Here is a 26029-nt window from a genome sequence, read left to right on the forward strand (position 1 = left end):
GTCGAAGTAGCAGCTTACGTCTGACAGCAGATGCTGACCCTGTTCATTTATGTGTGACGGATATAAAGAAACCTCTTATTCAAAAGTTTTAATTTTTACTGCACCACAAGCCTATAGGGATATAAATTTGCAGGTTTACTTGAACAATCCTGCAGATATATGAATCTATGTGGCAGGTTTCAAGATTGTCCAATCCGGATCGTCTGTCTCAGATCGTTCAGTTTCAATTCCCACACATAACAGAACGCTTTCAGTTTGCGTCATACACCAACCAGTTAGTCACTCGTTTTCACTAATCATCGGAGGTGCACATGACAATCATGAAGCGCACAACCCAAACAAAAACAACTCAGACCACCTCAGGAGAGCTTGGACAGTCCCTGACTTTTGCCGCAACTCACTCGGTAAAAAGTGTCTGTAGAAAATTCCATACCACTCCCGACGGCCTTGCCATTGACATTGCGCAAGCAAAATACGACCTCGATGGCCCAAATGTTATCACCGGTGCCGCTGAAGAGCCCTTCATCATCCGCTTGCTCAAGAGCTTTGCAAGTCCCTTCACCTTCATTTTGATTGCTCTCGCAGGCATTTCTTACATCACTAACGTGGTCCTTGCCACAGATGGCGAGAAGGACCCTTCAACCGTCATTATCATTACGTCAATGGTGTTTATTTCCGGCATTATCGACTTTGTCCAGAGCTCCAAGGGAGCCTCGGCAGCGGCGGCGCTCTCCAAAATGGTGACCTCCACTACAAGGGTTATCCGTCGTCCCATCGACTTTGATGACCTGGCCACTGACCAGGATTCTAGCCAAAATCTCAACCAGAACTCAGACGAAAGTACAGATGAACTCAAGGACTTTGAAGATGAATACGCTACAGATGAAACCGCGGGCGAATCCGAGGACGCCGCCGACGAAGACGAAGCTTCAGAGCCTAAACTTGCTTCCGCGCTGGGAGAAGAAATACCCTTTGAACAGGTAGTTATTGGTGACATCATCCGCCTTGCTTCGGGCGACATGATTCCTGCAGATTGTCGCGTTCTGGACGCCAAGGACCTCTTTGTCAACGAAACAGCGCTCACCGGAGAATCAGAGCCTGTCGAGAAAACCGCTGGTGTAGTCCACGCTCGCCGTCGCGCAGATGGAACACGCTATCCTCTCTCGCTCTCGGAGTGCACAAACCTGCTGTTCGCCGGCACTACCGTTCAGTCAGGAAGTGCAACGGTGGTTGTTGTTGCAACTGGCAACAAGACTTATGTGGGCACAATGTCCGAGATGCTCCAGCAGCCTTCTGGCGAGACCAGCTTTGATGAGGGTCTCAAGTCCGTTTCCAAGGTACTTGTTTCCTTCATGTTGATCATGTGCCCCATCGTGTTCTTTGCAAACGGATTCCTTAAGGGCGACTGGTTTGATGCACTGCTCTTCAGCGTTTCCGTTGCCGTTGGTATTACTCCTCAGATGCTGCCCGTTATTGTAACCACTTGCCTTTCTCGCGGTGGAACACAAATGGCCAAGCAGGACGTTATTGTTAAGAATCCAGCCGCAATCCAGAACCTGGGCGCCATGGACATCCTGTGTACCGACAAAACTGGCACCATCACCGCAGACGAGGTTGTTCTCGAACGTCACCTCAACATTCTGGGTGAAGAGGACGCTCGCGTGCTCCGCCATGCGTATCTGAACAGCTACTTCCAAACCGGCCTCAGAAACCTTATTGACAAGGCAATCATCAAGACTTCAAACGATGAACTGCCCACCAACTTGCTGAGCATTGAATACGAGAAGATCGACGAAGTCCCGTTTGACTTTGAGCGTCGCCGCATGAGCGTTGTGGTAAGAAACACAAAAACTAACAAGACGCAGATGATCACTAAGGGCGCCGTTGAAGAAGTCCTCAACGCATGCTCCTTTGTTGACCTTGACTCTGAGATTAAGCCACTCACTCCCGCCCAGCGCAAGAGCGTTATGGACCGCGTCTACCAGCTCAATCAGGAGGGTATGCGCGTGGTTGGCGTTGCTCAGAAGAGCGACCCTCGCGGCGTCGGCGAGTTTGGCGTAGACGATGAGCGCGACATGGTGCTCATTGGCTACCTGGCCTTCTTGGATCCGCCAAAAGAGAGCGCTCGCGAGGCAATTGCCAAGCTTAACCAGAGAGGCGTGCAGGTCAAGGTGCTCACCGGCGACAACGAGGGCGTTGCTGCCGCCGTCTGCAAAAAAGTGGGCATCCACGTTGACGAACTCCTGCTTGGTAGCGACGTAGAGAACCTCAACGATGAGCAGCTCAAAGAGCGTGTTGAAAAGACCCAGCTCTTTGCAAAGCTTTCCCCCATGCAAAAGGCCCGTGTTGTCTCTGCGCTCAGATCCAACAACCATGTTGTCGGCTTTATGGGCGACGGCATTAACGATGCTGCTGCTATGCGCTCTTCCGATGTAGGAATTTCCGTAGATACCGCTGTTGACGTGGCAAAAGAATCTGCTGACATTATCTTACTGCAAAAGGATCTGCTGGTACTTGAGCACGGCGTTGAAGAAGGTCGCAGAACCTACGGCAATACCATCAAGTACATCAAGGCAACCGCAAGCTCCAACTTTGGTAACGTACTGTCCGTTTTGGTGGCCAGTTTCTTCCTTCCGTTCTTGCCTATGAGCGCCCTTCAGCTGCTCCTTTTAGGACTCGTATACACCGTTACCTGCATTGCCATTCCTTGGGACAACGTGGATGATTCATTCCTTTCAAGTCCGCGCTCTTGGGACGCCCATTCAATTACAAACTTTATGCTTTGGATTGGACCTATCAGTTCAATTTTTGATGTACTTACCTTTGCCCTCATGTTCTTTATGGTCTCTCCCACTCTTGCCGGAGGAACCTGGGCAGAACTTACCGCAGCTGGAAACACCGCAGCTCAGACGCTCTTTATCCTGTCTTTCCAAACAGGCTGGTTCATCGAATCTATGTGGACCCAAACCTTTGTCCTCCACGCACTTAGAACCAATAAAATCCCGTTTGTTCAGAGCATGCCATCAGCTTCCTTACTTACTCTAACCACCGCGGGAATCGTTGTAGTCAGCGCTCTTCCGTATCTGCCGGTGTTCGCCCAGCCCTTGAGCCTTGTTGCTCTACCTTTGTCGTTCTTTGGATGGCTAATTGCACTCATGAGCGGGTATATGGTTCTTATCACCATAATCAAGAGCCTCTACGTTAAGCGATTTGGCTCTCTGCTCTAACCTTGCTCCAGGAAGGACCACGATGGACCTAAAAGAAGCTATGGACCAGCGCATTTCCCTGCGCGCCTACGACCAAAAGCCTATTGAACAAGAAAAACTTTCTCAGCTCCAGGAAGCCATTAACGTTGCAAATGCCCAGATGGCAAAAGTTGCACCCGATCACCCTGCAATCCTTACCATCGAGGGTCCTCACCTTGAAGATGGCACTTCCGTCCACATGAAGAACAAGTCCATTGTCGGCCCCATTTACCACTACATAGCAGGCTATTGTGAAGATGCAATTGCCCGTGAACTCATCGGCTACTATGGCGAGAAGATCGTTCTTCTCGCCACACAACTAGGCATAGGCTCATGCTGGATTGCCGAGACCATGGACTGGAAAACCCTAGCTCGTGACGAGTACAACGGCCTTAAGCTGGGCATTATTATTTCTATCGGCTATGCTCCGGAAAAGATTCCGCTCAAGCAGGAAGGTATTCGTACCGCAATTCGCCTACGCACCAAGAAGCCCGCGCAGATTATGACTGCAAATGGCGCGCCAACTGAACCGAAGCAGATGCCTGAGTGGTTTAATCGTGGCATTGATGCGGTTTTGGCATGTCCAACTGCCATCAACAGACTGCCTGTCGTATTTGACCTGACAGATGGCGTGGTAAGCGCTTCTATGCCTGACCAGCGCCACTTTGTTCAAGACTACGACTTAGGTATCTCCAAGCTGCACTTTGAGCTTGCCGCTGACCTTAAAGGTACGTGGGAACTTGGACAGCCTGGTCGCTTTATCGTTTCTGAGTAGTAAGTTTCCCGATTAGCACTTTTCAAAGAAATACGCTCTTTGAGTAACACCTTCAACCATACGCTGCACTACCAATACGAAAGGATCTCACATGGCCTGTTCCGCACAACACGTTGCAAACAAAGTTCTCTCATCCTACCAGTGGAGACTTGCAACCAAGAAATATGATCCAACCAAGAATGTCTCTGACGAGGACCTTGATGTAATTCTTGAGGCCGCTCGTCTGGCACCAAGCTCTTACGGACTGGAGCCTTGGCGCTTCCTGGTCATTAACTTGCGAGAAAATCAGGCATCTGAGCAGTCACTTCGCCTTAAAGAGAAGCTTTACGAACCATCCTATGGTGCTCGTGCATCCCTTGATGGTGCTCATTATCTGGTTATTCTTCTTGCTCGTAAGAACGTCAATGCAGAGTCTGCTTACGTCAAGCATATGATGCATGATATCAAGCAGCTTCCTGAAGACTTTGAGCCAACCTACGCTGCTGCTTTCAAAAACTTCCAGGAGAATATGTTTGACCTGGTGGGCAATGAGCGTGCAACTTTTGACTGGGCTTGCAAGCAAACCTATATTGCGCTTTCAAACATGCTCACCATGGCTGCTATGATAGGCGTTGATAGCTGCCCAATCGAGGGCTTTAACCGTGCAACTGTCGATAAGATCTTGGAAGAGGAGGGTCTTCTCGACGGCGGCCAGTACAACGACTTTGGCGTTTCTTGCATGCTTAGCCTGGGCTATCGCGATATGGCTCCTGTCCAGAAGCATCGCCAGCCTGCTGAGGATGTTATTGTCAAACTGTAATTGCCTGTATAATCGCCGCCGCATAACAGTACAAAACGAACCCTTACTGCAGAGTAGGGGTTCGTTTTTTGTGCTGATGTTTATTGGTTTGTGTGCGTTCTATTTGCGTACAAACCTAAAACCGCGGCCAGAGTGAATGTACGGCAAGAACGCCTGATCTTCTTCGCAGATTAATCCTGCAACGTTATCACGAGCATCAGGCTCCAAAAGACCTCGAACAATTGAAAGCTCCCCTGCATAGCGGCCATAAGCCTTGCTACTCACCAAGATCGTGCCAGTAGAAACAGTCTCACGAGTAGAAGACTTTGCATCGTATACTGGAGCATCTTTCCAGAGCCTGGACTCCTGCGAGCGAATAATATACGAGCTGGAATCAGGTCTATCCGTCTGAGTGCGGTCATATAGATACTCAAAATCAGACTTCAACTCAGCTTTTAGCTCAATACAGTTTCTCTCAAGCTGACCAATGCGCCTCCAGGTAGCCTCAGTGACGTCTGGGTCACCAATAAGCACCACGTCAGAGTCAACGTCGTAAAGTGAGAGCATTGCCTGAATAAGTGCATCACCAGAGAGCCCACGGTGTTCCTCAACAGTTGGCAATCCCTCATAGAGAGGTCCACGGAAAACCTCGCCAGGAACAAACGAGAAAATCTGGAATCCAAGAGCAGAAAGACGCGCATTAATTTGAGCTACGCGCTCAAGAGAAAGGCCTGTGTAGCTCTTAGGATAGTAATTGTGGCAGGCGGCAAAACGAGTGAAGTCAGCACCAGCTGCGCGCCACGCAGAGATATCGTCCTTAGTAATGGTTGAAGCATTAAAAACCACATGAAACTTGTGAGAAAGCTCTACAGTCTCTGCCGCGTCAAATCCAAAGTCAAGGCGCACGTACGTAATGCCAAGCTCTGCAAGTTCGTCAAACTTCTGAACGCCAAGTTTTGAAAGGGTAACGGGAGAAATATCAGCAATAAGATTAATCTCAGCTTTTCTGCAAAGCTCTAAGAGCTTGCGAGCCTCAGTGCGGTAATCAATCTCCTCTTCTTCAGGGATGTGTAGTGAGGTAAATGCATAGTGACATCCGGCTGCCTGCGCTTTTGCTACAACCTCAGCATTAGCTTCATATCCACTGGCAAAATACAGTGAAATCCCGGTGCGCATAAATCCTCCAAGTGAATTGCAAAACGCTTTCTAGAAGACGGGTTTCTCGCCAGGCGAGAAGAAAAATCCCTCTTCCTAGGATACCTAAGAAGAGGGATAAACGTTTCTAAAACGTCGAAGTACTTACTCGCCAAAGACGTCGTTGATACGATCCTCGTCAACGCCAAAGAACCAAGTAAGTGCAAAGCCTGCAGCATAAGCAAGAAGCATTGCAAGCAGGTAGAAGACCTGGTTACCAGGCTGAACAATCAGCAGACCAAAGAGGCCAGAGACGCCCTGGGAAACGGTGCCAAGGTGGAAGAGGTAAGCAATTACGGAGCCAACACCAGAGCCAAGGCATGCGGTAATGAATGGCTTACCAAGAGGCAGAGTAACTGCGTACATAAGAGGCTCGCCGATGCCGAGCATACCAACTGGGATGGACTCGGTGAGGTACTTCTTAACGCGCTTGTTCTTAGTCTTGAAGAGAATAGCAAGACCAGCACCAACCTGGCCACCGCCTGCCATCATCAGCAGAGGAAGCAGGTAGTTGATACCCTGAGTTGGGCCTTCTGGGTTGTTAAGCATAACGTGGATTGGTGTAAGTGCCTGGTGAAGACCAACAGAAACCAGTGGCAAGAAGGTAGAACCAAGCAGGTAAGCACCAAAGACGCCAAGCTTGTCATAGAAGAACTGAAGAACAAAGAAGATTGCCTGAGTGAGCCATGCACCTGCAGGCTGAAGAATCAGGACAGAACCAATGACACCGATGATGACGGTGCAAAGTGGGGTCAGGAAGGTGTCAAGAACGCTTGGCATAACCTTGTGCAGGTTCTTCTCCAGGAATGCAAAGAAGATTGCGCAGATGATTGCACCAATCATGCCGCCTGCTGCTGCGTTGAACAGGTCAGAGGAAGCAACGATAAATGCGCCCTCCTTGAAAGCAACAGTTGGGAGGCTAAATGGAAGGTGAACCAAACGAGTTGCAACGCCGTCAACAGTCTTGGAAGCAAGAAGAGGCATACCAGCGTTAGCAATGGAAAGTGCACCAGCCATAGCACCAAGAACGCGAGAACCACCAAACTCCTTGGCAGCGTTTTCGCCAGCGAGAATTGGCAGATAAGCAAAGAGCGCCCAACCCATAGTCCAGATAGCTGCAAACCACCACTCGTTGGCATAAGCCTTACCAGTGGAGAAGTTGATAACGTTGATGATACCGTTAATCAAACCTGCAGAAATGATGCCAGGAAGCAGTGGAACAAAGATGTTAGCAATCTTCTTTAGGAAACGCTGAACAGGCTTGTTCTCATACTTAGCCTTCTGAGCTGCCTTGTTGTCCTTAGCTGCAGAAACAACATCATCCTCAGATGCGTCGCCAGCAGCAACACCGGTAAGCTTGGAGAACTCAACAATAACCTTGTTGACAACGCCAGGACCAAGAACAACCTCAAGGTACTCTGCATCCTCGACCAGACCCATGACGCCATCAATAGCCTTGATGGCCTCAGAATCAACCTTTGAAGGATCTACGGTCTTAACGCGGAGCCTGGTCATGCAGACCATGTTGCTCTGAACATTTTCTTTACCACCGACGGCAGCAAGAATCTGTTCTGAAAGCTTGGTGTAATCCATACTTTCCCTCTTTCTCTCGTTGCGATGTTGCAACAAATACTTACCAAGAATACATAAAAAATGAACGTAACGATACAACAATCCATACCTGTGGTTCATTGTTTCATGTTTTGACCGAGTTTGAATAACCTATTACCGCAGGTAAACTAAAAATCTTTCAAAACATACTGCTACAGCATGCGTCATGCTAATACCACTGACCAATGCAGCTGCAACAAAATGCACACCACTATGTTTTTTGTTATTGCAGTGCTCCTCTCACATGACCATGGGCTGCCTCAAGCTTAGCTTTTGCCTCTTCAACTGACATCTGAGTAAGCAGCATAACAATAGCAAGCTTTGCATTACCGTCAGCCTGCTCAAGCGCCCGAGCTGCTTCTTCACGAGTACAACCCGTTGCCGCCATGGTGATGTTCTGTGCACGAACTACCAGCTTCTTATTAGTTTGCTGAACGTCAACCATAAGATTCTGATATGCCTTGCCCACACCAACCATTGAGCCGGTAGAAATCATGTTCAGAATCATCTTCTGAGCAGTACCAGCTTTAAGACGCGTAGAGCCCGTTAGAACTTCAGGTCCACAAGAAGGCTCAATAGCAAGCTCTGCCTCTTTACCCACCTCAGAGCCCTTATTACACGCAATAGCAACGGTTTTACAACCCAAAGAGCGAGCATAGCGAAGTCCTCCAATAACGTAAGGAGTACGACCACTAGCTGCAATTCCAATAGCGATATCGTTCTTGTTCAGGCCAATCTTCTTGAGCTCCTCTTCACAAAGCTCAAGAGAATCTTCTGCGCCTTCAACTGCACGTACAAAGGCCTTCTCGCCACCAGCGATAAGACCAACAACCACGTCAGGAGAAACACCAAAAGTTGGAGGACACTCAACAGCATCCAAAACGCCTAAGCGGCCCGAGGTACCAGCGCCAAAGTACACAATTCTGCCACCAGCCTCAAGCGAAGAGACTGCCCACTCGATTGCTTGCGCTACCTGCGGAAGAACTTCTTTTACGCCAGCCACAACGTTCAAATCTTCCTGGTTCATAACGCTGACCAGCTCAAGCGGCGTCATCTGATCAAGTTCCATAGTGTTGGGATTTCTTGTCTCCGTGACAAGCTTTGTTAAATCAATCACGCTTTCACCTTCTGTGTTGTGATTTCTACGCAATAACGTCGTTAGCTATACCAGGCAAATCTTCATCAGAAGAAAGCGTAGCAACACGCTCAGCTGAATCTAATTTGCCAATGTAGTTTGTCGAGAAACGCTTAACGCTCTTCTCGTAGTTTCTGTTTACGTATGCTGCAAAAAGTGCGTCTACTACATTGAGCTGGGCAATTCGTGAAGACATTGCGCCGCTTCTCATAATGTGCTCAGTCTCTGCAACACCCAAAACATAGTCAGAACGATGAATTAATTCCGAGTCAATACCACCACGAGTGATGGAGATTACCTTGGCGCCGTTTGCTTTTGCAATCCAAGCACACTCAATGGCTTCACGCGTAAGACCTGAGTAACTAACCACAATGGCAAGATCTTCTCGGCTCATGTTTTTGGCGTAGAGCAACTGAGAGTGGTAATCATCGCTTAAGTTGCAGTTAATGTTGAGGCGCATAAGCTTGAGCTGCAGATCTCTTGCAACCAGAAGCGAAGCTCCCATACCAAAAAGACAGATAGAATGCGCTTGCATCATAAGTGAAACAACCGAGTCAACGACCTGAGCATCAAGCAACTGCATGGTAAGTTCCAACGAAGAAATGTTCTTTGCAGTTACTTTTTCAATGATCACGTCAGTAGTGTCACCTGCAATAACGCCGCCAACAGCAATATCGTTGCTCTTGTTGCTTACCGCCAGCTCATAAATAAGAGCCTGCTGAAACTCTTTATAGCCACCGCAGCCAAGCTTCTTGCAAAGTCTAACCACCGTTGATGCAGATGTATACGTTTGAGCAGCAAGTTTATGGATTGACTGACCAACTACTGCCTCTGGGTCGGACAAAATGTAGTCAATAATATCGCGTTCAGCCGAACTGGCATTCTTGCGATACTCTTCCAGGCGTAAACGAACACCCCTCACGCAATCACCTCCTGTTGACTAAAACGTTTGACTATATTGTTTCACGTTGCCATAAAAATTTCATTTGTAAAGTAGGAGTGCCGTAAACGGTAGTATTGCGTGCGTAAGTGTAAGTACATGTTGTTCTTGTTGCATATACACTCACTCATGTTTCCCCAGCTTAATATAGAGACAATTGTCGTAAAAGCTTATTTTATTTTGGATACTTTTACATCAACTTATAAAAACTTTTACTATCAAGTAGACATTTGACTACGTAATACCTGATTAAAATATTTCATTATTTGCCTAAAAAATTCAAATTTAGATACCATTGACAGCTTTTTTGATACCGCTCGCAGTACGTTAACGTACCCATTATTTCAACTTACGCAAGCTAGCTGCAATTTTGATAGAACACACGTCATCATAAGCGCAAATTATCTCAGTCAATTGAGATAGCAAGTGTTTCACCTAAGGCAAACCCGAAGGAGACAATATGCGCGCCAACGAAGATTTGTACCAAAATCAAACCGCTCACTCTGAGCACTCACCTAACGCAGACTCCCCTGCTGGACAGACCAGAAGACAATTTTTGAGTAGAAGTGCTCTTGGTTTAGCTGCTCTTGCAGGTCTTGGTCTTACTGCTTGCCAGACAAAAGGTGGCACAACTGCTGCTAAGGGAACCTCAAAGAAAGTTGATTCCGTAGATGGAACCTTCCAGTACGAGAAGGTTTTTCCTGTTGCCAATTCCGATGATGCCTTTGATGACTCTCTTGTTACCAACCAGCTCAACAGCTTTGTCTGCTTTGCTGGCCAGGGCACTGTCTATGTAAAAAGTTCTGAGCCTCAAAGCTTTGCTCTCTTTGTAAATGGTCATCAAGTGCCAACTGATAAGCTTGACGGTTCTTCTTGGAACCAAATTGACATCTCTGACGTAACTGTCAACGGCGATAACCGCCTGCAGGTCAGCACTGTTAAAGAGACCCAGGCAACCTTTGAGGTCAAGATTGGCTATCCAACCCTTATTGACGGCACCAAAGACTACGCTGATAATGACAACTTCAAGTTGATTGACCAGATTATCAACGCAGAGATTGCCAACGGTTTTACCTCTGCCCAGCTGGTTGTTACTAGATACGGCAAGATCATCAAGAAGACCAACTACGGCAACGTCAATTCTTACAACAAGGACGGCTCTCGCATCAAAGATGGCAAGGCTGTTGACGACAACACCCTCTACGATCTGGCTTCTAACACAAAGATGTATGCCACTAACCTAGCAATTGAGAAGCTGGTAACCGACGGCCAGCTGGATGTTTCCAAGAAGGTTCAAGAGTACATTCCAGACTTTAAAGACCAAGAAGGCGATAAGATCCTGGGCAAGAATGACCTTACTATTCGTGAGATTCTTGAGCATCAGGCTGGATTCCCACCAGATCCTCAGTACCACAACCGCAACTACAATCCAGAGAAACCCGATGATCCGCAGCCAAATGCAAACCAGAAGCTGTACTCTCAGAATCGCGATGAGATTCTGCAGAAGATTATCGAGACACCTCTGCAGTATGTCCCAGGCACTAAGACTGCCTATTCCGACGTAGACTATATGCTTCTTGGTTTTATCATCGAGAAAATTACCAATAAGCGCCTTGACCAGTACGTTAAGGAAGCTCTTTACGAGCCGCTGGGACTTAAAAACGTCACGTTCAATCCACTAGACAACGGCTTCAAGGCTGACGGAATCGCAGCTACCGAGCTCAACGGCAACACCCGTGATGGTCTCATTACCTTTGACAACATGCGCACAGACACCATTCAGGGTACGGTCCATGACGAGAAGGCCTACTACGCCATGGGCGGCATCTCTGGTCACGCTGGTCTGTTTGCAAACGCTTCCGACCTGGCAGTTCTTGTACAGACCGTTATGAACCGTGGTGGCTACGGCAACACCATGCTCTTCAGCGAGGACGTTCACGACCAGTTCATCAAGCCAAAGGACACCAGCGTCACCTATGGTTTAGGCTGGAGGCGTAAGGGTCACATTGGCTACCAGTGGGCCTTCTCGCCAATTGCAAACGCTGCAACCGTTGGCCACACCGGCTGGACCGGCACGCTCACCGTCATCGACGTCTACAACAACACCAGCTTAGTGCTGCTTACCAATACTAAAAACTCGCCTGTCATTGACAACAAGGTCAACCCTAACGACTTTGTAGGCAACCACTTCCTAACCGGCGGCTACGGTGTTGTTTCTACGCTGGCATTTGATGGCCTTGACAACGCAAACGCTGAGGGAAACAATGCCAAGCTCATGGACATGGTCATTGCAAAGTACAAGCTCATTCAGGCGGAAACAGATTATCAGACTGACCCCGATAAGGCTTCCCTGAAGGCACTGCTTGAGGTCTGTGACCAGAGGAAAAATTCCAAGATTATCAAGGACTTCCAGGCAAGTGACTTGTACAAGACCATCTCAGAGTTTGTTGGCAAGTAAAACTCGTGTAAACAAGCTGTGAAGCGGGAATAAACAAAGTACACGAACAAGGTACGATACACATCTTGTCTAGCAACGGCCCTCTCCTCCGTCTAGACACACCAAAGCCCGGATGCTATTGCGCGGCATCCGGGCTCTTTTTGTATGTACGCTAACCTTGCGAGCTACACGGGTTTCTCGCCAGGTACGCTTGAATAACCAGTCAAAAAAGCAAGCCCGAAAAGTGCAAAGAATCTGTGTTTGGAGCACAGATTCTTTAACAAAATCAGGCAAATTCACAGATTCTTTGATGTTATTAAGCAAAATCCACCGATTCTTTGCAGAAAACAGGCGCGCAACTTACAGTGCGGCGAGAAAATCCTCTGCTTGCTGGGCAATTGCTTCGTGAACCTCTGGCTCGGGCTCCCAAGTTCCCTCAGTCCAAGCGGTAACAGGAAGCGAGAAACCATTGAACGGCTCAACTGGCTTGGTGCGCAGAGCCAGGAACTGCTGCTTTACCACGGCGAGCGATCCTGCAGTCTTGTTTCTGCCGCCAACACCACTTGCGGTGACAACCTTGCCAGCAATAGCAGTCTCAGATTTCTTCTCATAATCAGAGGTGAGTGGACGGCTCAGCCAGTCAAGGATGTTCTTAACAGTGCCGGGGATGCTGTAGTTGTACTCTGGAGTAAAGAGCCACACGCCATCAGCAGCCATAACGGCGTCTCTTACCTTCTGGACACCTTCAGGAGCTGGGAATTCTTCATCTTGATTGAGCAGAGGAACATCCAAGACGTCAACAACCTCAATCTCTGCCTTGCCTTCAAGTGCCTTTGCAGCAACCTGACTCAACGTCTTATTAAACGAGTTCTTTCGACCAGAACCGATGATAAATACAATTTTCTTCATGAGCAAACCTCTCCATGAATGCTACGTGGATGTAATAAAAATCATGCACGAGCAAACCTGCCCATACATGATTTGTGTACCCAAATGTTAGTTCTGTAGTCGTATTTAACGGAAGTCCAAGACGTATTTAGCAAAAGTCCGAGAAATCCACACAGCTCTCAAGCGCCTTTACTACCCGCTCAAGACCTGCTAGGTCTTCTTGAGTAAATCGTGCAGCGCTAGGACTATCAATGTCTAACACACCAACTACCTGGTCACCCTCAAAGATGGGAACGACTACCTCAGAGTTTGATGCAGAGTCGCACGCAATGTGTCCTGGGAACTGATGCACGTCTTCTACCAGCTGACTTGTCTTTGTTGCCGCAGCCGTACCGCACACTCCCCTTCCAAAAGGAATACGCACACAGGCAACCTTTCCCTGGAAAGGCCCCAGGCGCAGATCGGGAGAGACTGGCTCCAACCCCGGCTCCGCACCCGACCCCGAGCCTAGCTCCACACCCGCCACCGTAGCAGGATCTACCAGATAGAAGCCTGCCCAGTTAATGTCATCCAGAGCGTCCCACAAAAGAGCCGCAGCATTAGACAACACCGGCAGCCAGTGAGCGTCAACCTCGGCAAGCGAGATAATCTGTTTTGCAAGTAAGCCGTAGTCTGCCATGGTTACTTCTCTGGCAAAATCTCAATCCAGCAGCCATCGGGATCTGCAATAAAGTAAAGGCCCATCTTTGGGTTCTCTTTGACAATGCAGCCCATCTCCTCGTGGAGTGCGTGGAAGGCATCAAAATCGTCAACGCGGAAAGCAATGTGCGTGTCTTTTCCGCCGTTGTCGTAAGGCTCTACCCAACCGCGGTTCCAGGTGAGCTCCAGTTCAAATGGAGACCAATCGTTTACCAAAAACGTATTAGTCCAAGAACCATCCTCTGGTCCCTTAACGCGATCAACACGAAATCCCAAAGCCTTCTTGTAGAACTCAACGGTTTTCTCGTTATCCAAAACATGAGTGCAGCGGTGAACAAAACGTGCCTGCATAAATCCTCCTTTGTTGTGCGCTCGACTGCGCACCTAGTTGAGCGCTTGGTCGTGGCTAGTTAAGCGCTTGGTCGCGGCTAGTTGAGCTCCTGCTCAAGCTGGTCGACAAGCTCGCCAAAGTACTTGAGCGCAGCATTAACGGGATCTGGGGTTGCCATGTCAACGCCAGCTCCGCGGAGCAGCTCAATTGGAGTCTTGGAGCAGCCGCCGGATAGGTAGCCAATGTAGTCTTTGACCGCAGGCTCGCCCTTAGAAAGGATACGTTGAGACAGGGCAATAGCTGCCGAGAAACCAATGCAGTACTGGTAGACATAGAAGTTGTAGTAGAAGTGAGGGATGCGCGACCACTCCAGCTTGATCTCTTCGTCCAGCTCAATGCCAGGTCCAAAGTATTCTGCGCAAAGCTTGCCGTAGCGCTCGGAGAGAACCTCAGCGTTCAGAGCCACGCCATCAGCGTTCATCTGGTTGATGTCGCGCTCAAACTCGGCAAACATGCACTGGCGATAGATGGTGCCACGGAAGCCCTCAAGGAAGTGGTTAAGGATGTACGCATGGCGAGCAGGATCAGTCTCGTGCTCAAGCAGGTAGTGCGAGAGCAGCGCCTCGTTGCAGGTAGATGCAACCTCTGCAACAAAGATGGAGTAATCAGAGTAGGTAATCTCCTGGTTGTGGGACGAGAAGTACGTGTGCAGGGAGTGACCCATCTCGTGAATAAGGGTGTAGACATCGTCGAGGCCGCCCTGGAAGTTGAGGAGCATGACAGGGTTCATACCCTTGCCACCTGCAGAATAAGCGCCGGAACGCTTACCTGGAGTTTCGTAAACGTCAACCCAACGGCTCTCCAGACCCTTCTTGACCAGGCCAACGTACTCCTCGCCCATAGGTGCCAGCGCCTTAACAATGAGGTCGCAAGCCTCTTCGTAGGTAAACTTCATGTCAACGTCGTCAACAAGAGGAGTGTAGACGTCCCAGAAGTGCAACTCATCCAAGCCCATAACGCGCTTGCGCAGGTCAACGTACTTGTAGAAAGCTGGGAAGTTCTGGTGAACGGCATCGATGAGGTTGTTATAAACCTCAACAGGAATCTCGTTCTCTGCAAGAGCAGCCTCAAGGGAACTTGCATACTTTCTAGATGACGAGAAGAACTGCAGGTTCTTAACCTGGCTAGTCAGAATTGCAGCGGAGGTGTTGCGGAACTCACCAAAGCGGCTGTAGAGCTGCTTAAATGCGGACTCGCGTAGGACGCGGTCGCCATTCATCAGCAAAGGAACAAATGAACCGCTGGTCAGCTTATGTGTCTTGCCCTCAGAGTCTACAGCGTCGTCAAAGATGAGGTCTGCATCATCAAACATGGAAAAGATGTTGGTTGGCTGAACAGCAAGCTCTTCAGCGCGTGCCAGAAGAGCCTCTTCCTCAGCAGAGAGGGTATGCTCGCGCTGGTTCAAGATCTTGTTGAGCTTACGACGATAGAACTCAAGAGCTGGAACCTCTGCATAGAACTTCTCGACAGATTCTGCTGGAATAGCCAGAAGCTCTGCGGCAAACCAAGAAGTTGCCTCGCCAGCCTGTGTATATACGCTGGTAGCGTTTGCGACGTATGCCTGATACTTGGCAACGCGGGTGTCCTCGTCACTCTTGCGCTCGGCGTAGTTGATAATCTTGTAGAGCAGAAGGTTCATCTGGTCCTCAAGCTGCAAGAACTCCAGAAGAGCCTGAGCGGAAGTGGAAATCTTTCCTTTGAACGCAAGCAGTTTTGGGCAGTAAGCCTTGAGCTCCTCAAGTCCAGCCTCAAATGCCTCATCACTTGGGAACATTGAAGACAGGTCCCACTTATATTTGCTGTCAATTTCTCCACGAGACTCGTATGCCATGAGCCTTCCTTTCTTGACCGGGTTAGTATTCACTGCTATTTAGTGTCCCACATCAATGTTAATTTCATGCTAATAACAAGAAATTAGTTATAACGCATTAAAAAACATATAAAGAAATGATCCACAGTTAGTGGACCATTTCTAGTATTGAAAACATAACGTAGTCAGTTTTATTGAGGCTGAAACAGTAAATAACTTATTTACTGTTTAATAACCCAAGTTTTTCCGCAATTTTGACAAACTGCCACCGTTGTAAGAACAGTCTTAGATTTTCTATTTGGATGAATAATTCGCCAAATTAGCATTGGAATTGTTGCCCATATCCAAAGAATTGGATGAAGCCACCAACCAATAAAAACCCAGTAAAGAATGCCATGTCTATTCTTAGCTTTTTCTGTAGCTGAAGCAGAAATAATAATACGTGTTGAATGACAATTTGGGCAGGTAATACTTGGTTGAGCAGGCATAGTCGGAGCAACCTTTTCTCCTACTCTATCAAGCGAATCAGTAACTGGAAAACCTGTCTCTTCTTCAATAACAGATGTTTCAGGTACGTTTTGCTGAGTACTCTCCTCCATAGTTCTTCCTTCCAAATTACCAGAACGACTTTCAAAAACCTTCAATCTCAAATTCTATTAAAAAAGAATAGCACCAAAATACAATTTAAATGGGTGGTACATTGGACAGTAAGAAGAAAATTCTTTATTACTGTTGTCTTATCATTGCATATATGAATTTAGTACTTAACAAAAATAGCTTCTAAATATAATATAAATTTAAAAAAGCGGTTCACATTGAATCGGAGTAATTACTATGACATCTTCAATTATATTGTGGTCCTTAACCGCAATTCTTGGCATTTGTTCTCTCATACTTTTATCCGGTCATGGTGCTGCTTTAATTGCTGGATATAACACAATGACTGAAGATGAAAAGAAAACAATTGACGAGAAAAAACTCTGTTTTGTAATGGGTATTTCTACGTCTGTATGTGCGCTAACAATGCTTTACATGGCCGTACTTAACCCAAATATAACGATTACAACAACAATCATTGCAAGCAGTATTATCACAATAGATTTGGTAGTATCAATTTATATAGCAAACACAAAATGCAACAAATAATAAAAACCTGACGATAAAGTACCTATCGCTTTAAGGTAACAACTCTTGTCAAAACAAATACAAAACATCATCTCAAGCTACTCGTCTCTTTCGTCTCTCTTAAGACAAAGTTAGATCACGCACGTATACAAGTAATCGTACAAGCACAACAATACAAAGTCCTGCTGCAAGCACCGTTTCAACAGTAGCTATTCCATCGAGCCATTGAAGGGGCTGACCAAGTTCAGCCAGGTATGTCGACGTCTGCGTATGCGCAATGACACAAATTACAAAGGGAAAAGTAAACGCAGCATGACTGGGAAAGAACGGCTTTGTAAGACACCTGATGCACCACACAAAAGAAACCACATAAATAATTGAAGCAATCGCTAGCATGACTAAAAGAAACGGTACGGACTTTGGCGTAATAGATTGAATATATCCCACAATACAAAGACTTGTTGGAGCTGCATAAATACAAGCGAGCGACTCAGCGGAATCAGGCACCGGCCCATATTTAACATACCGAATGCTTACTACTATAAAAAGCACTACAAGGCAGATAAATCCAAACCAAAATGCAACCGTACCAACACTTGTTTCAAAGTTAAACGCCGGCGCTGTAACACTGGCAACCACAATACCTACATACACAATGAACCAGCTGGCGTGCACATTCTCCCAATTAAATTTTGCAATATATCGAGAAGTAAATAGAGCTATGCACAGTATGTGCAACGCAATTCCAGTAAACCAAAATAATTGTGCTGCATCACCGATATCAGCCTTCAAATACACCGAAATCAGCATAACTGCCATCGGATATGTTGCGGCAACTGAAAGCCCAATCGGATCCGAGAGCTCTCGCAATACAACTTTTGTCGACACGATAAATTTGAGGGTATAGAGAGCTAAAAGAAAAATAGAGAGTATGCCGCAGACAAGATAAAGACCCTCGAAAGAAGTCTTGAAAAGATTTCCAAGTGCTACAAAACCTAATGCAACACCACAAATAGCAACAGGAACTTTTTGGACATAGTTCATAAGGACTCTTCTATCTGTTTAGAAATCTCTTTTTATTTCTTTCAATAATAGATATTTATTTTCATGACGGTGAACTTATGAGCAAATATATTTCTATGCGTTATGACAAAAGCTAACAAAAAACCCGCTGATGGCGGTTTTGAAATTTTTTTGGTCGCGGGAGCAAGATTTGAACATACGACCTTCGGGTTATGAGCAAATCAAGCTGGAGGTCCCGCAAATTTTTCCTTCATCTACCTCATCTAGACGCACTACGTTGAACAAACGTTTTGTGTTTTTTGCGTCTTCAACATTCTGTAGAAATCTGCTTCTTCTGCATCTTCAACCTCGTTTTGGCAGTCCTTTCGTACGCTGACTCCGTCTCGCCTTGAGATCGAATCCCCCAACACGAGGAGACAGACGGCCATGAGAAAGAGCATTGACGAGAGGTCGCATGAGGCAATCAGCGCGAACCTGAAGCACAGGGACATCGAGGTCCTGGAGAAGAACTGGGCACACGGCTCGGATGGCATCGACTTCATCGTCATGGACGACGAGGAGCTCATCTTCGTGGACACCGCCACCAAGTGCGGGGGCTTCGACGTGCCCCGTGAGGAGCCCGACCAGGAACGCTTCGAGCGCATCGCGGCAGCCTACCTCGCCGAATCCGAGGTGGAGGGTCTCGCCAGCATCCGCTACGACATCGTGAGCCTACTGGTGACGGGCTCGGAGAAGGCGCTCCTGCGCCACCACAAGAACGTCCTAAACGACGGGAGATGACCCTAAGGCGGCTGCCCCGGGCCTTCGGGCTCGGGGCGGGGCGTCCTTCCTCGAGTCAACATGTCAGCTGCGGCAATACCTCAACGCGCTCGGCACTCTCTAAACGCAGGCTGCTCTCAGGAGCTGCGGCTCTGGGACAGCTGGTCATGGCTTGTTATAACGTGAAATCTGGTGAGTGCCCGTCTTAGCCAGGTAGCGGGAATTGAAAGCCGCAGTTATTTACGAACTGGATAAGCTGAACAACAGCAGCAGCGAACTGTACCCCGCCGTTGACTCCTCGCAAGAAGCCAAGTGCGCTCTTGAGTACTCCTCGCTTAGGTTTCCCGCTTTCTATCTGCGCGCGAACAATCTCGGCATTATCGCGTACATCTTCAATTGTTTCGGCATCGTCAATTTCCGTCCCTGCCGCGCTAAGAATCGCATCAATCAATTTGTTCAGAGCTTGCTCGTCAATGCCGATGTTCTGAGTTGCGTTGATGGTTGAGCTGTCAGTCGCTTGGTTCATCTGCAGGTTGTTCACGGACCCGAAATTGTTTGTCACTGAATCTCCGCCATCGAGTCCTATTTCGAATCCAATCATGGTCAGATGTTCGGTTATGTTCGCGATGAGGCGCCGTACAACTTTGTCCAAGAAGCCTTTGTACATATCCGCGAATTTATTTCCACTCGCAAAGGTGTAGTAAAAATAGCTTCTACCGGAAATGTTCTGGACAATCATTTCCTTGAGGATGAGATACACTTCTGCGCTCTCTTCCTCGGGTATAGTGCTGAAATTGATGAGGGTAGTTCTAAGGCCCCCCGCTACCTCCCGGACGTCTTCTTCTGCATTGAAGCCCTCAGGGGTATGGCTATCAACGCAATCATCGAGATACGCCTTTACATCCGGCTCTGCTTCAATACGGTCAAGAAACCGTTTAAAAGTCGCTGGCGATTCGTCCCAATTCGATCGTAAAAGTATGTTCGCCTCGTGGTTGAAGCGATAGAGGGTCTTCTTAAAGGCGGTCTTATCGGTCATTGAAATTGCTCACCCCGCATAACGGACATACGTACATCGACATTGAAAGGAGACGTGACACTTTCGACTGCTTTCCGCAGTGCTTGCAAGTCGCAATGGCAAGCGTATCTATGGAAGGCTGCAAGACGGGCTCGTCATCCGGTTTCGGCTGTTTGCCCGCCTTGAACGACACGGCCTTTCCTTTAGTTCGTCTCTCGAGCTTCTTCATCTCTTTATGAATGGCGTCGAACGCCTGGTTCTTGCATATAGCCATCGCAAGGTCTATGACGTCTTGGGTCAGATAGTTATCGGATACGATACCACAGGCGGGGCAGTAGACCTCCAATACGTCATCCGACTCGTAATCGCTCGGTTTCAGCTTGAAGAATTCGCCGCATTGCGGACATTGCAGCAAGACAAACCCGTCTTCATCGCAAGGTATCTCTATGGCGAAGCTCAAGTCATCGCTCATTGCTGCCTCCATTGTCAATCTCGCGCAGCCTCAACAGCCAGCGTCTAATGCTCCCGTCCTCAAAGAAGCCAAGTAGTGCTCCGTCGCAGAAGCGTTCTGCCCTCACGGCTCCCAGCAGAAGTGCCATCACCGCCTGGCCGTCGAGATCCGACACGTCTGCTCTGGACATTGCCTGTCTGCCCCACTCGAGCCCGTTGCGCTCGAGTATGTCGCGGTAATGCGTGAGTTCATATTCGGGATGCCCGTCCGCAAAGTCATAGATTGCCTGGTCAACATTCGTGACTGTCGTTTCGTAGTCCACGTAAGGCATCTGGATTGGGTCATCCATGGTGCCCTTGCTCTCTCGGTCTACGACCCAGTTGCCAAATCTCTCGGCTTTCTCAATGGCAGGCAGGTGCTTCGTCAGTCCTTCAAACACAGGCTGCCTCCTTTGAGAAATGTGCCTTGGCAATTCCATCGAGCTGCGAGCGTATCTCCTCGAAAGGCTGGTTGAGATCGAGCGTCCTCACGCTTATCTGGTTGCCGCTCATCTGGTACACGCCATCAGGCTGGATTTCTTCGTCGGTCTTTGCGTAGAGCAGCATGCCCGATACACTGTGGGCTTTGAGGGTACTGGAAAGCTCCACTTCCTTGTTCTTCACGTAGGTGAAGATCTGGTACAAGTTACTCGAATGGACGCTTCGCTTGTCAAACTGCTGTTGCATTGTGCGGCTGTAGTACTTCGCGTCGATGATGAGGACAGTCCTGCCCTGCTCGAGCATTATGTCAGTGTGCATGGCGGGGAGCATGTCATCGAAGCCGTCGTCGAGAGCCCAATCGATGTATGGAGCCCCTGCGGAGAGTTTCGGGTGCTCGCGCCTGTAGTACTCGAGGATGAACTTCTCGTACAGGTGGCTCATGCGCTGCTCGTCGAGGAGGTCCATCATGCGGATGCTTCCGTCTTCCTGCGTCTGGAGGAGGCCCTTCACGACCAGCCAGCACACATTCATGAGCATGCGGTAGGCCTGATTGTTCCGGTCGAAGCGCATGTGCCAGTCCTCATGTTCAAGGTCTACGTCGCCCACGTCCACGAAGTACGGTAGCAGCCGCCTGAGCGCCTTCTTGCGTACCTTGTCGATGTCCGAGCGGACCAGGAGCGCAATCGTCGCCTTGAGGATGCGGTTCATGCGCGTGTCCGTGCTGAACTCGTCGTAGCTGCAGACCAGCTGCCTGCGCAGGATCGAGCGTGTCTTCAGAGACTCGGACAGCTCTATCTTTCCCCTCGGGGAGGAGAGCGCCTCCTCGCGGTCGATATACTCTTGACCGAGGCCTCGCTTTAGCTGCAAGCTCACACCCCGCGCCAGTATCTCAGCGAGGAGCTCGGTGGTGTTTCCAAACTCCTCGGCGGCTATGTCGCGGTAGCCCTGCCCCTGCAGCGTCTGGAACGCGTAGGCGAGCATGTGGTAGATGTTCTGTATCCGAATCACTTGATGGACCTATGTAGTTTGTCTGCCCAGTCATCGACCTTGGAGGGCTCGTCAAACCAGTACTCGCGCAGCATCGGCACGAGCTCGTAGTCGACGATTTCCGAGAGCTTCTCATCCGTCACGTCGTCCGGAGACACGCGGCAGAAGTAGCTGTGGCCGATGCAAAAGCCGTCTCCGAGCGACTCGTCGGAAGCGATCGCCTCGTTCAGCTTCACGACGCAGGCGACGAGCCTGTCGAACTTCTCGCTGGCAAGCCCCTCCTGGTACGCGGCGAAGCTCTCCGTGTCGAAAGCTGGTCAGAGCTCGAAGAACGCGAAGCGGCGGCGCAGCGCGTAGTCGAGCATGGCGAGTGAGCGGTCAGCTGTGTTCATCATTCCTATGAGGTAAACGTTGCTCGGGACGTAGAACAGTTCGTGCGAGTAGAGCAGCTGCAGCGTGTTCCTCGGTCCGCGCTTGTCGTTCTCGATGAGCATGAACAGCTCGCCGAAGATCTTCGAGAGGTTACCGCGGTTGATCTCGTCGATGATGAAGAAGTAGTCGTTGTCAGAGTCGTCCTGCGCCTTCTTGCAGAAGCTGTAGAACGTGCCCTTCTCGAGGTCGAAGCCCTGCGCATTCGGGCGGAACCCCTCGATGAAGTCCTCGTAGCTGTAGCTCTGGTGGAACTGCACCATCATCACGCGCTCGGCGTCCTTCACACCCATCATGGAATAGGCCAGGCGCTTTGCGGCGAAGGTCTTGCCCACGCCCGGGGCGCCCTGCAGGATGATGTTCTTCTTCGCGCGCAGGACGTTGGCGAGGGTCCTGTAGCGCTCGGCGTCCATGTAGACCTCCGAGAGGAAGTCCTCGGGTGTGTACGCCGGGTATTCGACTGCGCCTGAGCCTTCCTCGGGTTCGCCGTCCTCGTCCTCGAAGAACGAGTCGAGCTTCGCGACGAGGTCGGGATAGGCGGTGATGTCCGTCAGGGTCTTCATGGCGAGGAGGTCTTCTGTTTGCCACTCTCCGCCGTGCGTCCAGCGTACCTTGCGGATGTTCGGGTAGGAGTCGCCATTGTCGTCGAACTGGTAGTCCCCCTCGACGACGCCGCGGCCTATGATCACGCTGCGGCCCCGCTTCGCGAAGACGACATCGCCCGGCTTCAACTCACGAGAGAACTGCCAGAGCGCGAGTGCGGAATTCTTCTGCGAGAACTTGCTGCTGTACAGGGTGCGCAGGCTCTTGCGGATGTCTTCCTTGCTGGCGTACTGCTCGACGTTGCCGAGCTTGCTCCAGCCGATGCCCATGATGCCGCGCGCGTAGAAGTCGTCCCACCTAGCGGCGCCGTCTCCCGGGGAGTAGGTCCAGTAGTGCGTGGTCCTGATACCCTCGTCTCCGAGGGCGTTTTCCTCCGCTTTCACAGCTGCTGCCTTCTCGGCAGCCTTCCTCTCCTGGTTGACGCGCTCGGACTCCACGAAGGCGGCAGCTGTCAGCGAGGGGAAGTCTGTATACGGGCACTCTTCGCTTCTAAGCTCCGACTTAATGGTGTCGCAAATGGCGAGGTAGCGCTCTCCGTCGTGAACTGGCGAGTCCTTCTCCTTCGGCACGGCGTTGGCGATGGCGCTACCGGTCTTTGCGACGTCGGCCATAAACCAGCGGTTGCGCGAATCCAAACTGATGAAGCTATAGGGCCTTGCCCAGTAGAGGCCCATGGTGAGCTTCCAGCCAAGCGAAAACTGGATGACTGTGGCATCGAATGCATCGACGAATGCCTTGCGGTTCTCTTCGCTATCATCCGCGTCTAGCGCGAGTTCGGCTTCGAACACGCTCCAGAGGTTATCGATGTCGTGCTCACTGCGCCGTTCGTCGTTGGCGAAGGCATAGAAGGTCGCGTTGAGATTGTTGAGCACGGGGATGCCCTCAAAGTCCGTGGGCTGGTCTGCCCCAATGTCGAACACCTCGGCGATGACTGCGATGATCTTCCGTCGGTTTGCATCCGTGATGCCCTTATTGAAAAGGCCGAAGACGGTGAACGGGTCAATATCATTCAGCTCATCTGCCTCGAGCTTGGGCAGTTGCATCCCAGTGCGCGAATACGCGTCGTTCAACATGGAGATGAGTGTCTGTCGGTCATTCCTGTAAGCCAGCAGCTTGTCTGCGAGTTTCTGGTAGAAGCCCGTCCACGAGTGTTGACTGTCTATCTGTATCGCCACGTTGTCCACAGCTTCCCTCCTTATTTCGAGTACAGGTCGAAAACCAAAACCCGCACGTAAGTAATCTGGCCAGGTTTATCGCTTCTCACGAACTGGCAATCGAGTTCGTTCTTATCGATAGCCTTGAAACTGCGGATATCTTCATGTGACTGAAGGGCATTGCTCACATGTGCGAGGACATCGTCAAACCTGCGCTTCCGGGAAAACACTATCAGCGCTGTTTTGACATCGCGCCAAGTCAAGTACCCCAAGAGCTGAGCTATAGCGTCAGTGAATTTCTTTTTGCCGTTCCATATCTTACATTCAGCTACAAAAGCGGCTCTGTTATCGGCTTCGATCGATATGTCGGTCTTCCCTTTGTGCCGGAAGGTTTCCCCACCAGCTTTACCCTCGTAAACACTGTTTAGACTAGCCAGCGACAAGTCTCGAAGCGCCTCTTCATTTAGAGAACTGTAAGTCTCCGGCGTCCTCTCGCAAGTTGAATAGAAGTTCTTGATCATGCCAAGAATTTCCTGGTATTCACCATCACTGATGCACCAGTTGTTTTCGCGGGTACTGGTGGTGCTCAGCTCGAGTATCTTTCGTTTCTTTAACGGTACAAGAGAGCTTGCTGCTTTAGCCTTAGTGAGCGGAATTTCAAGGTCACGTTCCAGTCCCTCGAATTTCCGTGCCAGGTCCTCTCTCTTGCCAAGTTCAGCCTCAATCAAAGTGGCGAGCTCACTGTTGAATTCATTTACATCATTGTTGACGTAGGTAACGCCCCCGTCGATATCTTTCTTACGCTCTTCGAGATCTTTTAGAATCTGGTCTCCCGAGGGCAGTTCGGCATTCGTGTAAATTTGATATTCAAGCCGGATAATCAGTGTATTACCAGCAAGCTCAATTTCTTGATAGCCCCCTAAAGAAAAGGTGCTCGCCCTCATATGGAAGAGTTGCGGATCCCCCGTAAACGGAAAGTGGAAGGAGATGCGTATACCCTCGACTTCAACACTGCTTCTCCCGTAAAGTTGCCTCTCAAAGTCTGGCAAGCGCTTATTGATTTTGCAGCGCTCCTGTTCCCGAACAGAGACGTCTTCATCTTCGATCACGATGGGAGCTACATGGTATTTATCGAGGAAATACGATACCAGATAATCATGCGTATTAGCGTGCAGCGCGTCTCCGGATAGCCCGTTGATTTCATTTTTCAGTCGATTTGCTTTTTCTCCAAAATAGCAACGCAGCTCTTGGTCTCTGAACGGTTGAAATGATGTACTGTACATGCCCATTTGTCTAAACCACCCTACTTAACGGCATTGTTCTTCTTCATGTTCTCGGCCTGCTCGAGCACCTTCTCGAACACTTCCTCATCCCACTGAGGCGGATAGCCGTTCTTGTAGAGCAATACTGTGAGTTCCATACTCAGCTGACTCTTGATGTCCTCGCGCGTTGACCAGTCCGCGAACTGCGCCTTGTTGTTCACGAGCTCTTCGATCATGCACATGCGGATAAAAGCGCTGAAGCTGATGCCGCGCAGGTTCGTAGCCGCTGCTCCCGCTTCCTTGAAATTTTTAGGGATGCGCATGATAATCATGTCACCGCCGGTAAGTTGTTCTTTCAGCTCGGTCTCAGCAGCGCTACTGTTCACAAACTCCGAATATTTCACCTCATGCGCCTATCTTTTGAGTAAATATAAAGTGAATACATTCTAGCAGGTCGCGTTTGCACAAGCGTCATCTCCTGCTGTATAGGGCAGATTCCCAATTCTAAGCAAACAGTCTTCTCATGCACACAGCGCACGGGATAGCGTTTATCAGCACTGGAAGCCACGTCCATCGCGCTGTCGCTCCGATAAAGCGTCGATCCACTCGGATGACGAGCAACAAAAAACCCGCCGATGGCGGGTTTGAAATTCTTATGGTCGCGGGGGCAGGATTTGAACCTACGACCTTCGGGTTATGAGCCCGACGAGCTACCAGACTGCTCCACCCCGCAATGTATACGCTTATGCGCGAACAAGTACTATACCTTCCCAGCCACAGTGAGTCAAGCAAAATAAAAGATTTTCTCGCCATAAAGGTTTAAGGCTTGCGCGAGAGGA

Annotated in this window: 24 protein-coding genes and 1 tRNA gene; 6 read left to right on the forward strand and 19 right to left on the reverse strand. The window is 49.4% G+C overall.

Translation table 11 applies throughout. The annotated features are described in order from the left end of the window. The first annotated feature begins 311 nt into the window (after positions 1–311). From mgtA to APAR_RS06140, 3 genes are all read left to right on the forward strand, one after another. Positions 312–3227 carry a magnesium-translocating P-type ATPase gene (gene mgtA, locus APAR_RS06130; RefSeq protein ID WP_012809278.1) on the forward strand — a complete coding sequence of 972 codons (2916 nt, stop codon included), beginning with the start codon at positions 312–314 and terminating at the stop codon, positions 3225–3227. A gap of 22 nt (positions 3228–3249) precedes the next feature. Continuing rightward, positions 3250–4020 carry a nitroreductase family protein gene (locus tag APAR_RS06135; RefSeq protein ID WP_012809279.1) on the forward strand — a complete coding sequence of 257 codons (771 nt, stop codon included), beginning with the start codon at positions 3250–3252 and terminating at the stop codon, positions 4018–4020. 91 nt (positions 4021–4111) lie between these two features. After that, a complete protein-coding gene (locus APAR_RS06140) occupies positions 4112–4819 on the forward strand; it encodes an NAD(P)H-dependent oxidoreductase (protein WP_012809280.1) in 708 nt (235 codons plus the stop codon). 99 nt (positions 4820–4918) lie between these two features. On the opposite strand, the gene APAR_RS06145 is transcribed toward APAR_RS06140, so the two are convergent. The 4 genes from APAR_RS06145 to APAR_RS06160 all read right to left on the reverse strand — a co-directional run bounded on the left by APAR_RS06145 (position 4919) and on the right by APAR_RS06160 (position 9660). Next, positions 4919–5974, reverse strand: a complete 1056-nt coding sequence (locus APAR_RS06145; RefSeq protein WP_012809281.1) for a MupG family TIM beta-alpha barrel fold protein — start codon at positions 5972–5974, stop codon at positions 4919–4921. A 123-nt stretch (positions 5975–6097) separates the two neighbouring features. After that, complete coding sequence (locus APAR_RS06150) at positions 6098–7585, reverse strand: PTS transporter subunit EIIC (protein WP_012809282.1); 1488 nt, start codon at positions 7583–7585, stop codon at positions 6098–6100. A 241-nt stretch (positions 7586–7826) separates the two neighbouring features. Beyond that, positions 7827–8720: an N-acetylmuramic acid 6-phosphate etherase gene (murQ, locus tag APAR_RS06155; RefSeq protein WP_012809283.1), complete on the reverse strand. Its 894-nt coding sequence runs from the start codon at positions 8718–8720 to the stop codon at positions 7827–7829. A 25-nt stretch (positions 8721–8745) separates the two neighbouring features. Then, positions 8746–9660 carry a MurR/RpiR family transcriptional regulator gene (locus APAR_RS06160; RefSeq protein ID WP_012809284.1) on the reverse strand — a complete coding sequence of 305 codons (915 nt, stop codon included), beginning with the start codon at positions 9658–9660 and terminating at the stop codon, positions 8746–8748. A gap of 478 nt (positions 9661–10138) precedes the next feature. Between APAR_RS06160 and pbp4b the strand changes: the two genes are divergently transcribed. Further along, entirely contained in the window at positions 10139–12136 is a 1998-nt protein-coding gene (pbp4b, locus tag APAR_RS06165) for a penicillin binding protein PBP4B (RefSeq protein ID WP_012809285.1), read from the forward strand. Between the two features lie 339 nt (positions 12137–12475). On the opposite strand, the gene APAR_RS06170 is transcribed toward pbp4b, so the two are convergent. The 5 genes from APAR_RS06170 to APAR_RS07400 all read right to left on the reverse strand — a co-directional run bounded on the left by APAR_RS06170 (position 12476) and on the right by APAR_RS07400 (position 16502). Beyond that, complete coding sequence (locus APAR_RS06170; protein WP_012809286.1) at positions 12476–13024, reverse strand: NADPH-dependent FMN reductase; 549 nt, start codon at positions 13022–13024, stop codon at positions 12476–12478. Between the two features lie 127 nt (positions 13025–13151). After that, the gene (locus tag APAR_RS06175; protein ID WP_012809287.1) at positions 13152–13682 is read right to left on the reverse strand and encodes a GAF domain-containing protein; all 531 of its coding nucleotides are present in this window, start codon (positions 13680–13682) and stop codon (positions 13152–13154) included. Positions 13683–13684: 2 nt separating this feature from the next. After that, complete coding sequence (locus tag APAR_RS06180) at positions 13685–14053, reverse strand: VOC family protein (protein WP_012809288.1); 369 nt, start codon at positions 14051–14053, stop codon at positions 13685–13687. 77 nt (positions 14054–14130) lie between these two features. Continuing rightward, complete coding sequence (gene pepF, locus APAR_RS06185) at positions 14131–15924, reverse strand: oligoendopeptidase F (protein ID WP_012809289.1); 1794 nt, start codon at positions 15922–15924, stop codon at positions 14131–14133. Between the two features lie 200 nt (positions 15925–16124). Beyond that, positions 16125–16502, reverse strand: a complete 378-nt coding sequence (locus APAR_RS07400; protein ID WP_012809290.1) for a hypothetical protein — start codon at positions 16500–16502, stop codon at positions 16125–16127. Positions 16503–16737: 235 nt separating this feature from the next. Here APAR_RS07400 and APAR_RS06195 point away from each other — a divergent pair, with 235 nt between their 5' ends. Beyond that, the gene (locus APAR_RS06195; protein ID WP_012809291.1) at positions 16738–17049 is read left to right on the forward strand and encodes a DUF3784 domain-containing protein; all 312 of its coding nucleotides are present in this window, start codon (positions 16738–16740) and stop codon (positions 17047–17049) included. A gap of 99 nt (positions 17050–17148) precedes the next feature. Here APAR_RS06195 and APAR_RS06200 read toward each other — a convergent pair whose 3' ends face one another. Further along, positions 17149–18072 carry a TDT family transporter gene (locus tag APAR_RS06200; RefSeq protein ID WP_012809292.1) on the reverse strand — a complete coding sequence of 308 codons (924 nt, stop codon included), beginning with the start codon at positions 18070–18072 and terminating at the stop codon, positions 17149–17151. Positions 18073–18477: 405 nt separating this feature from the next. Here APAR_RS06200 and APAR_RS06205 point away from each other — a divergent pair, with 405 nt between their 5' ends. Further along, positions 18478–18831, forward strand: a complete 354-nt coding sequence (locus APAR_RS06205) for a YraN family protein (RefSeq protein ID WP_012809293.1) — start codon at positions 18478–18480, stop codon at positions 18829–18831. 184 nt (positions 18832–19015) lie between these two features. On the opposite strand, the gene APAR_RS06210 is transcribed toward APAR_RS06205, so the two are convergent. The 9 genes from APAR_RS06210 to APAR_RS06245 all read right to left on the reverse strand — a co-directional run bounded on the left by APAR_RS06210 (position 19016) and on the right by APAR_RS06245 (position 25923). After that, complete coding sequence (locus tag APAR_RS06210) at positions 19016–19846, reverse strand: hypothetical protein (RefSeq protein WP_012809294.1); 831 nt, start codon at positions 19844–19846, stop codon at positions 19016–19018. Continuing rightward, entirely contained in the window at positions 19836–20297 is a 462-nt protein-coding gene (locus tag APAR_RS06215) for a hypothetical protein (protein ID WP_012809295.1), read from the reverse strand. Before APAR_RS06215 ends, APAR_RS06210 begins: the two co-directional genes overlap by 11 nt. After that, a complete protein-coding gene (locus APAR_RS06220) occupies positions 20287–20715 on the reverse strand; it encodes a DUF6508 domain-containing protein (RefSeq protein WP_012809296.1) in 429 nt (142 codons plus the stop codon). Before APAR_RS06220 ends, APAR_RS06215 begins: the two co-directional genes overlap by 11 nt. Further along, positions 20708–21763 (reverse strand): 5-methylcytosine-specific restriction endonuclease system specificity protein McrC, encoded by a 1056-nt coding sequence (mcrC, locus tag APAR_RS06225; RefSeq protein WP_012809297.1) that lies wholly within the window; start codon positions 21761–21763, stop codon positions 20708–20710. The genes APAR_RS06220 and mcrC overlap by 8 nt, the downstream gene beginning before the upstream one ends. After that, complete coding sequence (locus APAR_RS07405) at positions 21760–21978, reverse strand: hypothetical protein (protein ID WP_220093144.1); 219 nt, start codon at positions 21976–21978, stop codon at positions 21760–21762. Before APAR_RS07405 ends, mcrC begins: the two co-directional genes overlap by 4 nt. Before the next feature lie 81 nt (positions 21979–22059). Further along, a complete protein-coding gene (locus tag APAR_RS06230; RefSeq protein WP_220093145.1) occupies positions 22060–23958 on the reverse strand; it encodes an McrB family protein in 1899 nt (632 codons plus the stop codon). An 11-nt stretch (positions 23959–23969) separates the two neighbouring features. Further along, entirely contained in the window at positions 23970–25217 is a 1248-nt protein-coding gene (locus APAR_RS07185; protein WP_012809299.1) for a hypothetical protein, read from the reverse strand. A 14-nt stretch (positions 25218–25231) separates the two neighbouring features. Beyond that, a complete protein-coding gene (locus tag APAR_RS07410) occupies positions 25232–25594 on the reverse strand; it encodes a type I restriction enzyme endonuclease domain-containing protein (protein WP_041654083.1) in 363 nt (120 codons plus the stop codon). Between the two features lie 252 nt (positions 25595–25846). After that, positions 25847–25923, reverse strand: a tRNA-Met gene (locus APAR_RS06245). Between the last annotated feature and the right edge of the window lie 106 nt (positions 25924–26029).

Origin of the sequence: Lancefieldella parvula DSM 20469, assembly GCF_000024225.1 — a bacterium.
GTDB lineage: Bacteria > Actinomycetota > Coriobacteriia > Coriobacteriales > Atopobiaceae > Lancefieldella > Lancefieldella parvula.